The organism is Lutibacter maritimus, from assembly GCF_900116115.1.
Lineage (GTDB): Bacteria > Bacteroidota > Bacteroidia > Flavobacteriales > Flavobacteriaceae > Lutibacter > Lutibacter maritimus.
The window spans coordinates 248,460-263,999 of record NZ_FOZP01000005.1; the positions used below are offsets into that span (position 1 = coordinate 248,460).

The window sequence follows — 15,540 nt, forward strand, 5'->3', positions numbered from 1 at the left end:
TTTTAAAATAGTTTTTTATCAGCATCTCTTTTATAAAGTGTAGCTCGGTCAAAAAATTCTATTAACTGTATTTTAGGATTTGAATAAATATATACTTCAGATGAATTTCGAGCATACACATCAATGTTTTGTAAAGCATTTATGTGTGTTTTAGAGTTATTAGTGCCTTTAACAATAGCGTTGTTTACTTTAAAATCACTGCCTTTAAAAGTACTGCTACCAAGTGATTCTGTTTCAATATCTTTAGCGCTTCCAGTAATATTAATGTTTGCTTTATCAAGTAAGTGAACATTTAGGTAATTTGTTTGAATTGCACCTTTTAAGTTGCTAGATTCTTCTGAAGTAATGGTAATTTCATTACAAAGAATCTCCATTTTTAAATTGCTGGTTTTTTTACAGTTTAATTGTACTTCTTTAGCACTTAAATTTAAATCAAAATCAGCATTATCAAAAGCGTTAATAGTTAAAGTATCAATAAGCAATAAACTTTTAGATGTTACATTTACATTGTTATAGGCTGAAATTTCTTTAAAGTTAGTATTTAGTTTAATATGAACAATTAATTCTTTTTTACGACCAATTTTAGTATCGGTTTTAATTGTTAAAATGCCATTTTTCACTTCAGTTGTAACAATTTCTTGTAAGTTAGAATCGGTTTCAACTGCAACAGATTGAGATTCTCCAAAAGTTAAATGAACATTGAGATCATCAATAATTTCAATTTTTTCAAAGTTGGAAATATTTCTATTCTCAAAAGTAACATCTTTATTCCCTTTTATTTTTTCTTGCGAAAAAGCGGAAATTGATATAAAAAACGATAGTAAAATTAGTAGGTGGTTGCTTATTTTTTTCATTGTTTTTAATCTTTATTGCTATTAAAGGTAATATTTTTTTATGATTAATTTGCTCATTTCAAAATCTATGTTAAATTTGCTAAATCAAATGATGAACAATAATACAAATAAAAACTGGTGGTGGAACTCTCTTAAACAATAAGCGAGAAGCAACTACTATATTAGTATTTTAATAATATAAATAAAAGGACTTATCTCGCGATAAGTCCTTTTTTATTTCAACAAAAAAATGAAACAATTAAAATTTGAAACCATTACAAAACACCAATTGGCTGATACCGTAACTCCTGTTGGTATGTATTCTAAAATTAGAGATAAATACGCCAATAGTTTGCTGTTAGAAAGTTCAGATTATCACAGCAAAGAAGAAAGTTATACGTTTATTTGTATAGAGCCAATTGTAACTTTAAAAGCTGATGACAATAAATTTTCATATAGTTATAAAAATAATGTAGTTGACGTAAAAGAAATCAATAAAAATTTTTATAATATTTTTGAAAGTTACAGCAAAACTATTGAAGTAAATTGTGATGAATCGGTTAAATCATTTAATGGTTTTTATGGCTATATTTCCTACAATTCTGTTCAGTATTTTGAAACAATTAAATTAAAATCTGCAAAAGCTTCATCTGAAATACCTGACTTACAATTCAGTTTTTTTAGGTTTGTAATTGCAATTAATCATTTTAATAATGAATTAATTTTAATTGAAAATATTGAAAAAGGAGCGAAGTCTAGAATTCAAGAAATTGAAACCTTAATAAATGTACAAACCTATGGTTTATATAAATTTGAATCTTTAGGAAAAGAATCTTCAAATTGTACCGATAACGAATTTAAAAATAATGTTGCAAACGCAAAAAAACATTGTAAACGTGGCGATGTTTTTCAATTAGTTCTATCGCGTCAATTTCAGCAAAAATATACAGGTGATGAATTTAATGTTTACAGAGCTTTACGCTCCATCAATCCATCACCATATTTATTTTATTTCGATTATGGAAGTTTTAAACTCATGGGATCTTCACCAGAAGCACAAATAAAAATTACTGAAGATAAAGCTATAATAAACCCAATTGCAGGAACTTTTAGAAGAACAGGTGATATAACTTCTGATATTGCTTTAGGAGAAAAATTATCAAAAGATAAAAAGGAAAATGCAGAACACGTAATGTTAGTAGATTTGGCAAGAAACGATTTAAGTAAACACGCCAGTAATGTAACCGTTGAGGTTTTTAAAGAAGTACAATATTTTAGTCACGTAATTCATTTAGTATCAACAGTTCAAGGAAAACCAAAAGGCAAAGCTATTGAAATTGTTGGTGATACTTTTCCTGCGGGAACTTTAAGTGGAGCTCCAAAGTATAAAGCAATGGAATTAATAGATACATATGAAAATCAAACAAGAGGTTTTTATGGCGGTGCAGTCGGTTTTATTGGGCTAAATAACACGGTAAATTTAGCCATTGCCATTCGTTCTTTTGTAAGTAAAAATAACACATTATTTTACCAAGCTGGTGCAGGAATTGTAATCAATTCAACTGAAGAAGGAGAATTGCAAGAAGTAAATAATAAACTTGCGGCATTAAAAAATGCATTAACATTAGCTGAAAAAATTTAAATCATGAAAATATTAATATTAGATAATTACGATTCATTTACTTACAATCTTGTTCATATGGTTGAAGATATAACAGGAGCATGTCCAGCAGTTTTTAGAAATGATGAAATTTCATTAGAAGCAATAAATGAATACGATTTAATTATTTTATCTCCAGGTCCAGGAATACCAGATGAAGCTGGAATTTTAAAAGAAACAATTAGAACTTATGCAGGTAAAAAACCAATTTTTGGAGTGTGTTTAGGTTTACAAGCAATTACAGAAGTATTTGGTGGAAGTTTACAAAATTTAGATTCCGTTTTTCATGGTGTGGCAACAAAAATGACTGTTACAAATTTTGATGCGGTAATTTTTAAAAATATTCCAACAGAATTTGAAGCTGGGCGTTATCATTCTTGGATTGCAGCTACACATGATTTTCCAAAAGAATTAGAAATTACATCGGTTGATGAGTTTGGCGATATAATGTCGCTTCAACATAAAGTTCACAATATTAGTGCAGTACAATTTCATCCTGAATCTATTTTAACTCCATTAGGCGAGCAAATGGTGCGTAATTTTATAGAAGCAAATAAATAGAACAACTATGAAAATTATTTTAAATAAATTATTTGAACAAAAACAATTATCAAAAAAAGAAGCAAAAACTGTTTTAATTGATATTGCAAATAATACATATAATACCGCGCATTTAGCATCTTTTTTAACAGTTTTTATGATGCGACCAATTTCAGTAAATGAACTTGCAGGTTTTAGAGAGGCATTGTTAGAATTGGCTGTAAAAGTTGATTTATCAGATTTTAATACCATTGATTTATGTGGAACAGGTGGTGATGGGAAGGATACGTTTAACATATCAACATTAACATCTTTTGTTGTTGCTGGTGCAGGTTATAAAGTTGCAAAACACGGAAACTATAGTGCTTCATCGGTAAGCGGTTCTTCAAATATGTTAGAATATTTAGGTTATAAATTCACCAACAATCAAGATGTTTTAAAATCACAAATAGAAAAAGCAAATATTTGTTTTTTACACGCTCCTTTATTTCATCCTGCAATGAAAGCAGTTGGTCCTGTTAGAAAAGATTTAGGTATCAGAACATTTTTTAATATGTTAGGTCCAATTGTAAACCCAAGTCATCCACAAAATCAATTAGTTGGCGTATTTAATTTAGAAGTTGCCAGAATTTATAATTATTTATTACAAGAAACAAAACAAAACTATGGAATTGTACATAGCTTTGATGGCTATGATGAAATTTCTTTAACAAGTGGTTTCAAATTATTTACTAAAAACAACGAAGAACAAATTACACCAGAAGATTTAGGTTTAAAAAGATTAAAACAGTCAGAAATTTTTGGTGGAAATTCTGTAGAAGAATCTGCAAAAATATTCATCTCAATTATTGAAGGAAAAGGTACTGATGCTCAAAACAATGTAGTTTTAGCAAATGCAGCATTTGCCTTAAAAACGTTTGATGCTAACAAATCTTTTGAAACCTCATTTGAAGAAGCAAAAGCATCATTATTTGGATTAAAAGCAAAAGAAAGTTTAACTAAATTAGTAAGTTAAAAAATGAACGTTTTAGATAAAATTATAGCACATAAAAAGAAAGAAATTACGCAACTGAAAAGAGAAGTTTTGGTTGAAAAATTGGTAAAAAGCCCAGGCTTTAATAGAACACCAATATCATTAAAAAAATCACTAACTGTAAATGGGTCCACAGGAATTATTGCCGAATTCAAACGTCAATCTCCTTCCAAAGGTATAATTAATGATAAAGTTTCAGTTGTTGATGTTACACAAGGTTACTTAGATGCCAATGTTGCAGCACAATCAATTTTAACTGACACACATTTTTTTGGCGGCACTATTTTAGATGTGATTCAAGCTCGTGCAGTAAATGATATAACTCCAATTTTAAGAAAAGATTTTATTGTTGATGGTTTTCAAATTGTTGAAGCTAAGGCAATTGGCGCGGATGTAATTTTGTTAATTGCAGCTTGTTTAACCAAAGAAGAATTGAAAAATTATGGAAAATTAGCTGAAGATTTAGGCTTAGATGTGTTGTATGAAGTACATAGTAAAGAAGAATTAGATAAAATTGATTTAGACCATAAAATTATTGGAATCAACAATCGTAATTTAAAAACTTTTGAAGTTGATTTAGAACATTCAATAGAATTAGCGAGTCAAATTCCAAGTAGCTGTATAAAAGTTTCTGAAAGTGGTATTTCCGATCCAAGAATTATTACAGGTTTAAAAGAATATGGATTTCAAGGGTTTTTAATTGGTGAAAATTTTATGAAAACTGAAGATCCTGGATATGCTTGTCAAGAATTTATTTCTCAAATTAGATAAAAATGAAAATTAAAGTTTGTGGAATGCGAGAATCAGAAAATCTTCAAAGTTTGATAGCTTTGGAACCAGATTTTATTGGTTTTATTTTTTATGATAAATCTAAGCGATTTGTGAATGATTTTCCTCAAGTAGAGATTCCGCTGTACATAAAAAAAGTAGGTGTTTTTGTGAATGAAACTACCGAAAATATTTTAAAAACGGTAAGTGCATATAATTTAGATTATGTGCAATTACACGGTGATGAATCACCTGAGTTTTGTTTGCAATTAGCAAAAAGTCAACAAGTTAATAATGGTTTTATGGAATCATTTCAGTTGGGCGTTATCAAAGCTTTTTCTGTTGATGAAAGTTTCGATTTTTCAAAAACTGTACAATTTGAACAAAGTTGCGATTATTTTATTTTTGATACCAAAGGAAAAGATTATGGTGGAAATGGAGTAAAATTTAATTGGGAAATACTTAAAAATTATAATGGAAAAACGCCTTTTTTATTGAGTGGAGGAATTTCTAAAATTGATAGCGCTGAAATTGTTAAAATAAAACACAAAGCTTTTGCTGGAGTTGATATAAATAGTGGTTTTGAATTAGAACCAGGACTAAAAAACATAGATGATATTAAAGAATTTAAACAAAATTTATTATGAATTATTTTGTAGATGAAAATGGATATTATGGTGATTTTGGTGGAGCTTACATCCCTGAAATGCTATATCCAAATGTTGAAGAATTGCGTCTTAAATATGTAGAAATTATGCAAGAACCTTCTTTTCAAAAAGAGTTTCAAAACTTGCTAAAAGAATATGTTGGAAGACCAACACCATTGTATTTTGCGAAAAGATTATCAGAAAAGTATAACACCAAAATTTATTTAAAACGAGAAGATCTTTGTCATACAGGTGCCCATAAAGTGAATAATACTATTGGACAAATTTTAATGGCAAAGCGTTTAGGTAAAAACAGAATTATTGCGGAAACAGGAGCAGGGCAACATGGTGTTGCAACGGCTACAGTTTGTGCTTTAATGGGTTTAGAATGTATTGTCTATATGGGCGAAATTGATATTGCGCGTCAGGCGCCAAATGTTGCTCGTATGAAAATGTTAGGAGCAACTGTTGTTCCTGCATTATCAGGTAGTAGAACGTTAAAAGACGCTACTAATGAGGCAATTAGAGATTGGATAAACAATCCTGTTGATACGCATTATATTATTGGTTCCGTTGTTGGCCCGCATCCATATCCAGATATGGTGGCGCGTTTTCAATCAGTAATTTCAGAAGAAATTAGAAAACAATTAAAAGAAAAGGAAGGTTCAGAAAATCCAGATTATGTAATTGCTTGTGTAGGTGGAGGAAGTAATGCTGCAGGAGCATTTTATCATTTTTTAGATGAAGAAAATGTAAAATTAATTGCTGTTGAAGCAGCAGGTTTGGGCGTAAATTCTGGTGAGAGTGCCGCAACTAGTGTATTAGGAAATGAAGGAATTATTCATGGAAGTAAAACGTTGTTGATGCAAACTAAAGACGGACAAATTACAGAGCCTTATTCAATTTCTGCCGGATTGGATTATCCTGGAGTTGGACCTTTACACGCACATTTATGCAAATCTAAACGCGCTGAATTTATTGCTATTACAGACGATGAAGCAATGGAAGCTGGGTTAGAATTGTGTAAGTTAGAAGGAATTATTCCAGCCATTGAAAGTTCACACGCATTGGCTGTTTTTAAATCAAAAAAGTTTAAGGAAAATGATATTGTAATTCTAAACTTATCAGGTAGAGGTGACAAAGATTTAGATACATATATTAAATATTTTAAGTTGTAAAAAAATGAACAGAATAAATTTAAAATTACAAGAAAATAAAAAGCTGTTATCTGTTTATTTTACAGCAGGTTATCCAAAATTAACTGACACAGTTTCTATTTTAGAAAAATTAGAAAAAAGTGGCATTGATATGATAGAAATTGGATTGCCTTTTAGTGACCCTTTAGCTGATGGACCAACAATTCAGGCAAGTTCAACTACGGCTTTAAATAACGGAATGACAACATCTGTTTTGTTTCATCAATTAAAAGATATTAGAAATACAGTATCTATTCCGTTAATAATTATGGGATATTTTAACCCAATGATGCAATATGGAATTGAAAAATTCTGTAAAAAATGTGCTGAAATTGGCATTGATGGATTAATTATTCCCGATTTGCCAGTAAAAGAATACAATGATAATTATAAAACCATTTTTGAAAAATATGGTTTAATAAATGTGTTTTTAATTACACCTCAAACTTCAGAGGAACGTATAAAATTTATTGATGAAATATCAAACGGATTTATTTATATGGTAAGTTCTGCAAGTGTTACAGGTTCAAAAAATAGTTTTGGTGCTGTTCAAAATGAATATTTTGAACGTATTTCAGTAATGAATTTAAAAGCGCCGCAAATTATTGGTTTTGGAATTTCAAACGCTGAAACATTTCAACAAGCTACAAAATATGCAAAAGGAGCTATAATTGGTTCGGCATTTGTAAAACACTTGTCTGAAAATGGTACAAATAACATTGATAAGTTTGTGAGTTCTATTTTAGATTCATAACTTTAAAATATATCTAAAAAAATTAAAAATGGAATTACCTAAAAGAGCTGGAGATAATCCTTTGGCAGTAATATTAGAAGAAGGAAAAAAGTATGCTTGGTGTACTTGTGGTTTATCTGAAAGTCAGCCTTTTTGCGATGGACAACACAAGGGAAAAGGAATGGCTCCTCAAGTTTTTATAGCCGAAAAGTCTGAAACAAAACATTTATGTACGTGTAAAGCTACTAAAAATGGACCTTTTTGCGATGGTTCACATAAATAGTTAAAAGAATTTTTTATACTGTAAAACCCTAAAGTCAAATGTGTTGAAGTTAGGGTTTTGTTTTTTTAATAGTTTATATTCGGGATTACTTCCAACGGCTCTGTTTGCAGTTCCAGTTGGAGCAGTTAAAGAAACTACTTCAATAATTCTGTTAGTATCAATTTTAAAATGATGAATTTTTGGCGTATCTAATGAAATTGGTTTTAATGGAATGTTATGCTCTTTTAATAGTTTTCTTAAATGATATTCTGGACCATTTTTACTGTTTCCTCCAGTTAATAATAAAGTTTTGATTGTTTTGTATTGATTTACATAAAAAAGTAAATCTCTCAATTCAATATTTTCCATTCCTAAATCTGATGCATCTAATTTTTTTCTTTCACAAGATTCAACAATGTCACAAATACCAATTTTATATTGTATTAAAAAATTCTTTCGTTGTTCAATGGCAAATTGGGTAGTTTCAAAATGTAAATTCAAAGAAAATATTTCATTTAAAATTTTCCATAATTGTCCATCAATACTTCCATAGCAAAAATCAACATCGCCTGGTTTTAAATTTCCTAATGAAAATCTGGGAGGAGGTAAAGTGCCTACAATTAATTTTGTAGCGTTTTTTGGAATAAATGGTTTGTAAGGATGTTTATGAAAAATCATAATTACTTTTATAGATAGATTGGATAAAACTACTAATAAAAATTTTAATAGTTGTTTCAAAAAAAATACTGCGTAAATTTGCTACTTTATAAAATATGATGATAGAAAAAGTAAATCGATTTTTTAAAAGTTTAGATTTTTTAAAAGGTATTGTAATGGCAATTGCCATTTTAATTCCTGTTTTTATTAGTAAATATATTTTAAATGATATTCATGTTGGTTTAAGCATTGCTTTAGGTGTTTTGTTTTGTGCACCAACGGATGTTCCTGGAAGTACAAAACACGTATTTTTTGGAATTTTAATTGCTTCTTTATTATCTTTTATTTTAACATTTTTATTTGGTTCAATTGCAACTGTATTTTGGCTATTGTTGCCAATTTTAGGTATTTCAGTATTTTCAGTATCGTATATTGCAGTTTTTGGATTTAGAGCATCGCTGATTTCATTTGTTGGCCTTATGGCAATTATATTAAGTTTTACAAGAGATTATTCAAAAGAAAGTTTGTTGCAACACGCAAGTTTAATTGCTTTAGGAGGTTTATGGTATTTGTTGTTAACATTTTTAAAGTTAAAATTGTTTCCAAAAATTCAAACCGATCAATTTTTTATTAAAACTATTGAAAAAACTGCAAATTATTTGAGAGTTAGAGCCGATTTATTAGTTTGTGAAACTGACAGAAATGAGTTATTTCAGAAATTATTTAACCTGCAATTTGAAATTAATGAACATCATGAAACATTAAGAGACATCATTTTAACTGCACAAAGTAAAAGTATGTTGTCTAACAAAGTAAGAAGGCAACAGTTACTTTTTACACAATTGGTAGATATTTTAGAATTAGCTGTCGCCAATCCTGTTGATTATGAAAAATTTGATTTGGTATTTGATAAGCATACAGAAATAATTGCTGATTTTCAAAAATTAATGTACGAAATAGCTAGTCATTTAGATCATATTTCTAGAGTTATAAGAAATGAAGAAACATTAAAAGACAACGTTGTAATTCCAAAAATCATAAAAAATATAGAACGTAATATCGATTTGTACAGAATTTTAATAACTATGCCAAAAGCAAGAGTTGGTACATTAATGTTATTGAATTTAAAAAACTATCAGGAAAAACAAGTGCAAAATGTGATTTCTTTAGAGCGAATTTTAAATAATTACGCTACTAATGATAAAATTTTAAGCCATAAAGAAGCTACGCGTTTTTTAACTCCGCAAGATTACGACTTTAAAAAATTGACAGAGAATTTCACTTTTAGTTCTCCTATTTTTAAACATTCCTTACGTTTAGCCATAATTACAATTATTGGTTTTGTTATTGGTAAACTGTTTTCAATGCAAAATCCGTATTGGATTTTATTAACAATTGCGGTAATAATGCGACCAAGTTTTGGGTTAACAAAAGCCCGATCTATCCATAGAGTTATAGGTACATTAATTGGTGCAACAATTGCCACAATTGTAATATTATTTACGCAAAATCCGTTAGTTTATGGAATAATTGCAACAATATCTTTGCCTTTAGCATTTTCGTTTATACAGTTAAATTATAGAAATGCAGCTGTGTTTATTACATTAAATGTTGTATTTACGTATGCTTTATTTGAACCAAATATTTTGTCGGTTGTTCAATTTAGAATAATTGACACATTAATTGGTGCAACATTGGCTTTTTCAGCAACGTATTTTTTATGGCCTTCGTGGCAGTTTCAAAATATTCATGAATATTTTATAAGTGCAATAAAATCCAATCAATTATTTTTGAATGAAATTGCCACTTTTTATCATGTAAAAGGTGAAGTTTCTACAACATATAAAGTAAAAAGAAAAAAAGCTTTTTTAGATGTTGCAGAAATGAATGCTGCTTTTCAGCGATTAAGTCAAGATCCAAAATCTAAGCAAATAGAACTTTCTACCATTTATGAAATTACAGTATTTAATAATACGTTTTTATCATCATTGGCGGCGCTTGGTGCTTATTTTAGAAATAATAAAACGTCCATTGTTCCTAAAGAATTTGATGTTTATGTAGATAAAATATGTGGTAATATAAAAATTGCAATTGGCATATTAGAAGATACTGAAATATTGCATAAATCCACAGAAATATCTATTGAAGATGCCAAAATTTCTTATGAAAAAGCCTTTAATGAACTTTCTAATAAAAGAGATTATGAAATTGCACAAGGTGAAGAGCATTCCATAAAAACAGGAAGTCAGTTAAAAGAAACACTTTTAGTTTCTGAGCAATTGAAATGGTTGTATAAACTTTCTGAGAACCTTATTGAGTCGGTTAAAAAATATAAAAAAAATAGTTTGTAAGGTTATTTAACTTTTACACCATTAATATAAGTTTCTTCAACTTTAATTGTTGGAATTTTTGATTCTTCAATTTGCATGATATCATTATCAAGTACTATAAAATCAGCAAATTTACCTTTTTCAATACTTCCTTTTTCATTTTCTTCAAAGTTAGCATAAGCAGCCCAAATAGTCATTCCTTTCAGTGTTTCTTCTCTGGTTAACGCATTTTCTTTTTGAAACCCTTTTTCAGGGAAATTATTTAAATCTTTTCTAGCCACAGCTGCATAAAATGTTAATAAAGGACTCACTTTTTCAACAGGGAAATCTGTGCCAAGCGCCACTTTTCCATATTTATCTAATAATACTTTATAAGCATAAGCACCTTTCATTCTTTCTGATCCTATTCTGTCTTTAGCCCAATACATATCACTTGTTGCATGTGTAGGTTGTATTGAAGGAATGATATTATGAAAGTAATGAAAATCAGCTACATCTACAATTTGTGCGTGTTCAATTCTCCATCGTCTGTCTTTTTTGCCTTTTAAAACTTTCTTGTAGGTTTGTAGCATCACATAATTTGCAGAATCGCCAATAGCGTGAGTATTCATTTGATAATCTGATGCTGCAATTTTACTGGCATAACTTCTTAAATCTGCCAATGGAGTTACTAATGCGCCAAAATGATTATGTTGATCACTATATGACTTTTTCATTGCGGCACCACGAGAACCCAAAGCACCGTCAGCATAAACCTTAAATGAGCGTACATTTAGTAAATCTGTTTTAATAATTCCTTTTTTTGTGAAATACTCTATGTTTTTATCACTCACAGAAACCATGGCGTATATTCTTATTTTTAATTCTCCTGCTTGTTGTAAACTGTCAATTAATTCTATAGTTTCTTTAGATAAACCAGCATCATCAACTGTAGTTAAGCCTAAATCAATACAAATATTTTCAGCATCTTTTAATGCTCTAATTTTTTCTGCTTTTGAAGGTTCAGGTATTTTAGCTTCAATTAATTCCATTGGAGCATCAATAAAAATACCTGTAAGTTCCCCATCTTTTTTAATGATTTCTCCACCAGAAAATGGGGTTTTTATTGTTATTCCTGCTAAGTCTATCGCAGCTTGATTTGCTAATAACGCATGACCATCAATTCTAGTTACTGCAATTGGTGTGTCTGGAAATAATTCATCTAATTTTTCTTTTGAAGGAAATTCTTTTACTTCCCAATCATTCTGATCCCAACCTCTACCTGTTATATAAGCAACATTTTTATCTTTTTGAAAATCAACAATGCGTTCAATTACTTCTTCAAAACTTTTGGTTCCTTCTAAATCTACTTTTTGTTGTTGTAAACCTAATCCGTAGAAATGACAATGTGCATCAATAAATCCAGGTACAATGGTTTTTCCTTTTACATCATTAACGTAGGTTGCTGCATACTTTAATTGCATTTCTACTGAAGTACCAACATCAATAATTTTACCATCTTTTATTGCAAAGGCTTCAACTTTAGTAAATTCATCATTTACGGTATAAACGTTCGCACCAATTATGATTGTGTCTACTTGAATTTTTTTTGTACAAGAAATTAATATTAGAGTAAGAAATAAAGAAGATATTAAATGTTTCATTTTATTTAATTTAAGTAGGTGTCTAATAAATAAACTAAAGATGCCATTGATGCAGCGCCAAGCTCTAGTTCTCGTTTGTTAACTTTATCAAAAGTATCTGTTGCTGCATGGTGATAATCAAAATAACGTTGTGAGTCTGGCCTGTAACCAAAAAGTGATATCGTTTCAGATTTTAATGGGCCAATATCTGCGCCTCCGTGACCTTTTTCTATTTCATTTAAACTATAAGGTGCTAATAATGGTTTCCAACTTAAAAATAAATTGGCATTTTCATTGCTAGTATCAAATGTAAAACCTCTAGGTGTAAATCCACCAGAATCTGATTCTAAAGCAGCAATATGGTTTTCTTTTTTTGCTTTTGCTTCGTCTGCATATTTTTTTCCGCCTCTTAATCCATTTTCTTCATTTATAAATAATACACATCTAATTGTGTGTTTTGGTTTTATTCCGTTCAACATAAATAAGCGTAATACTTCCATAGATTGTACAATTCCTGCTCCATCATCGTGTGAACCATCTCCTAAATCCCAAGAATCTAAATGGCCACCAACGGTAATAATTTCATCAGGAAATTCACTTCCAGTTAATTCTCCAATAACATTGTATGACGGTTCATCTGGCAAGGTTGAACAACTTTGTTTGAAATAAAATTTTAAGGTAGGATTTTCTTTTAATTTTTCACTTAATAAATTTGCTGCTTTTGTACTAATTGCTGCTGTTGGTACTTTTTCATTTTCAGCAATATCTCCATAACTCATTGCTCCGGTATGTGGATAATCGTCTATACTATTAGTCATTGAGCGAACAATTGCAGCAATTGCTCCAAATTTACCGCAGGTCATAGCTCCGGCATACCTTTGGTCTACACAACCGCCGTAAGCTTTAAAAGTTTGAATATGTGTATCATCAAAAGGTCTATTAAAAAATACAATTTTACCTCTTAATTTTTCAGCTAAACTTTCTACTTCTTCTAAGCTTTGAACTTCAATAACTTCACCAGTAATACCTTCCGTAGGTGTTGCTATTGATCCACCTAATGCACAAATTGCAACATCATATTTTGTGTTATTAAAAGTAAAGCTAGCTTCTTCTTTTTCACCTCTAGACCAATGTGGTACCATTACATCTTGCAGCCAAACTTTATCAAAATTCAAATCTTTCATTAATTGTTCTCCCCATAAAATTGCTGCTGCGGATTCAGGTGATCCAGATAATCTTCCTCCAATTTCATTTGATAAATAATCTAACCATTGGTACGATTGCCCATTAGTTAATGCTGTGTTGAAAAAATTTTTAACAACAATTGAATCTTGTTTGTTAACTTTATTTTCAATGCTTTTAGAAGTGTTGTTATTGTTGCAAGAAATTAATGCAATTAATAGAACAATTAGGGTGAAAACAGGCTTCATTTTTTGTGTAGTTTATTTTGAATGATAAAACTACACAAAAAACTTTAAAATTAAGCATATTACTATTTTACAAATCAAATTTGTAAGTAATTCCTGCTAATGCCTGAAGAGATTGTACTTGATAATTGTTGAATTGATGGTATTTTTTACCTAAAGCGTTGTTTATTTTAGCAAAAGCAGTTAATCTATCGGTAAAATTGTATCCTCCGCTTAAGTTTAAATCTAGGTAGGAATCATTTGTTACAATAGTACCATTTTCTGCCGATAAATTGTACGGAATTACATAATCTTTAGTTTCGCCACGGTAGAATAATTTAGCACCAACAAACCATTTATTTCTTTGAAAATCTCCTGAAATTGTTGCGGTTAAAGTAGGTAAATTCCAGGCTTCTAACTCATTTTTGGTTGTATAGTTTGCGTAATTAATAGTGGAACTAAAATTAAATTCTTTTGAAGCTTCTATGGTTATTTCTCCAAAAAAGTTTAGTGTTTTTACATCATCATAAATTACACTAAATGAATTCCCAGCCTGATAACTTTCTGAAGTTATATTTACACCATCGGTTTTTATTTGATTTTGAATGAATAATGGTTTATTGTATTCATTACTATGACTAACATTAAAGTTAAAGCCCATATTTGAAGCTAATTTTCCTTTAGCACCAATAAAAGCGTTGTATTGTTTGTCGGTTTGTAAAATATTTAAAGTTGGTGAAACGTAAGGATTTTCATCAGCAAAATTGCTATAAGTATTTTGAATTAAATCGCCATTTACACCTGCAAGCAGAATAAAAATATCATCTACAACTTTAAGTGATGCGGATACATTTGGATAAGCAAAAAACTTATTTATTTTTCGTTCTAAATCATTAGAATAATAAATTTTAGCACCTAAATTAACTGTTAAATTTTCTCGTAAAACTTCAAAATTAGGACTAGCACCCAAGTTTATAAAGCTATGTTTTAATTTGGTTGGCGTATTGTATTCCTGTTGAAATTTGCCAGTGACAATTTCTACAACAAATTCTGAACTAATTAACTCTGTTGAAATTGGAAATTCTATAGTTGGTTTTGCTAATAAATGAATTTCATTACTATCAAAATTATCAGAAAAATTAACAAGCTCGGCTGTTGCGCCTTTAAAAATTCCATTTTCAAAATTTATATTTCCACCGGCATAAACGGTTTTGTAAATCTGTTTTTCATCAATGGTATTTAAAAATATTTGATCAAAAAGAGTAGTTTCTGGAAGACCATAATAATTGTATAATTTTCTTTGTACTCCAGCATTTATTTGCCAATTAAAATCTCTGTCAAACTGTTTGTAAAAAAGGTCTATTCTGGTATTGGCAAAATTATCATCAAGCATACTATCTTCAACGCCACCTTCAGATGATTCGTGTTTTACAAAAAGACCAAAATCATTATAACGTTTATCTCCAAAATGCATAAAAGTTTCAAAAAGCGGACTTTTAAAAGTTCCAAATCCTGCTGTTATGTAGTTTTGATAAATTTGCTCTTTTGGTTCTCTGGCAATATTTTGTGCTTTTCCTTTTGTTGGTGTAAAAGTAGATGCCACTGGAATTGAAAAAATGCTGTAGCTTACTTTTTCTTTAGAAAAGTTGGTAACGTTTTCTAAACTAGGGTTAGATTTAATTTTAAATGCATCAGAAATTGTTGGAGTATATGGTTTTTCAACAACAATTTCATCGGTTTTTAGGGTGTCTTTTTTTACTTGAGCAAAAGAAAATCCTGAAATTAAAATTGATATAAAAGTTATAAAAAGCTTTTGCATTGTGTGATTTTTTAATTTTGAAATTGAATTTTTG

At 29.5% G+C, this 15,540-nt stretch carries 14 protein-coding genes; 9 read left to right on the plus strand and 5 right to left on the minus strand.

What is annotated here, in order from left to right; all coding sequences use genetic code 11:
• Positions 1-2: 2 nt before the first annotated feature.
• On the minus strand, positions 3-854 hold the full coding sequence (locus BM335_RS09920; protein WP_090226359.1) for a GIN domain-containing protein: 852 nt from the start codon (positions 852-854) through the stop codon (positions 3-5).
• A 229-nt stretch (positions 855-1,083) separates the two neighbouring features.
• Between BM335_RS09920 and BM335_RS09925 the strand changes: the two genes are divergently transcribed.
• The 8 genes from BM335_RS09925 to BM335_RS09960 are packed head-to-tail and all read left to right on the plus strand — an operon-like array spanning position 1,084 to position 7,693.
• On the plus strand, positions 1,084-2,475 hold the full coding sequence (locus tag BM335_RS09925; protein WP_090226362.1) for an anthranilate synthase component I family protein: 1,392 nt from the start codon (positions 1,084-1,086) through the stop codon (positions 2,473-2,475).
• 3 nt (positions 2,476-2,478) lie between these two features.
• Positions 2,479-3,054 carry an anthranilate synthase component II gene (locus BM335_RS09930; protein ID WP_090226365.1) on the plus strand — a complete coding sequence of 192 codons (576 nt, stop codon included), beginning with the start codon at positions 2,479-2,481 and terminating at the stop codon, positions 3,052-3,054.
• Between the two features lie 7 nt (positions 3,055-3,061).
• A complete protein-coding gene (gene trpD / locus BM335_RS09935; protein WP_090226370.1) occupies positions 3,062-4,048 on the plus strand; it encodes an anthranilate phosphoribosyltransferase in 987 nt (328 codons plus the stop codon).
• 3 nt (positions 4,049-4,051) lie between these two features.
• Positions 4,052-4,837, plus strand: a complete 786-nt coding sequence (trpC, locus tag BM335_RS09940; RefSeq protein WP_090226374.1) for an indole-3-glycerol phosphate synthase TrpC — start codon at positions 4,052-4,054, stop codon at positions 4,835-4,837.
• 2 nt (positions 4,838-4,839) lie between these two features.
• Entirely contained in the window at positions 4,840-5,481 is a 642-nt protein-coding gene (locus tag BM335_RS09945; RefSeq protein ID WP_090226378.1) for a phosphoribosylanthranilate isomerase, read from the plus strand.
• Complete coding sequence (gene trpB, locus BM335_RS09950; RefSeq protein WP_090226381.1) at positions 5,478-6,659, plus strand: tryptophan synthase subunit beta; 1,182 nt, start codon at positions 5,478-5,480, stop codon at positions 6,657-6,659. The genes BM335_RS09945 and trpB overlap by 4 nt, the downstream gene beginning before the upstream one ends.
• Before the next feature lie 4 nt (positions 6,660-6,663).
• Positions 6,664-7,431: a tryptophan synthase subunit alpha gene (gene trpA / locus BM335_RS09955; RefSeq protein WP_090226385.1), complete on the plus strand. Its 768-nt coding sequence runs from the start codon at positions 6,664-6,666 to the stop codon at positions 7,429-7,431.
• A gap of 28 nt (positions 7,432-7,459) precedes the next feature.
• Complete coding sequence (locus BM335_RS09960; protein ID WP_090226389.1) at positions 7,460-7,693, plus strand: CDGSH iron-sulfur domain-containing protein; 234 nt, start codon at positions 7,460-7,462, stop codon at positions 7,691-7,693.
• Here the strand turns inward: BM335_RS09960 and BM335_RS09965 are convergent, their stop codons facing one another.
• Entirely contained in the window at positions 7,694-8,350 is a 657-nt protein-coding gene (locus BM335_RS09965; RefSeq protein ID WP_090226397.1) for a uracil-DNA glycosylase family protein, read from the minus strand.
• 95 nt (positions 8,351-8,445) lie between these two features.
• Here BM335_RS09965 and BM335_RS09970 point away from each other — a divergent pair, with 95 nt between their 5' ends.
• Complete coding sequence (locus BM335_RS09970; protein WP_090226401.1) at positions 8,446-10,680, plus strand: FUSC family protein; 2,235 nt, start codon at positions 8,446-8,448, stop codon at positions 10,678-10,680.
• Positions 10,681-10,682: 2 nt separating this feature from the next.
• Here the strand turns inward: BM335_RS09970 and BM335_RS09975 are convergent, their stop codons facing one another.
• The 3 genes from BM335_RS09975 to BM335_RS09985 all read right to left on the minus strand — a co-directional run bounded on the left by BM335_RS09975 (position 10,683) and on the right by BM335_RS09985 (position 15,506).
• Entirely contained in the window at positions 10,683-12,302 is a 1,620-nt protein-coding gene (locus BM335_RS09975; RefSeq protein ID WP_090226405.1) for an amidohydrolase, read from the minus strand.
• A 5-nt stretch (positions 12,303-12,307) separates the two neighbouring features.
• Entirely contained in the window at positions 12,308-13,711 is a 1,404-nt protein-coding gene (locus BM335_RS09980) for a M28 family peptidase (RefSeq protein WP_090226410.1), read from the minus strand.
• Positions 13,712-13,778: 67 nt separating this feature from the next.
• On the minus strand, positions 13,779-15,506 hold the full coding sequence (locus BM335_RS09985; protein WP_143102409.1) for a TonB-dependent receptor: 1,728 nt from the start codon (positions 15,504-15,506) through the stop codon (positions 13,779-13,781).
• Positions 15,507-15,540 lie beyond the last annotated feature (34 nt).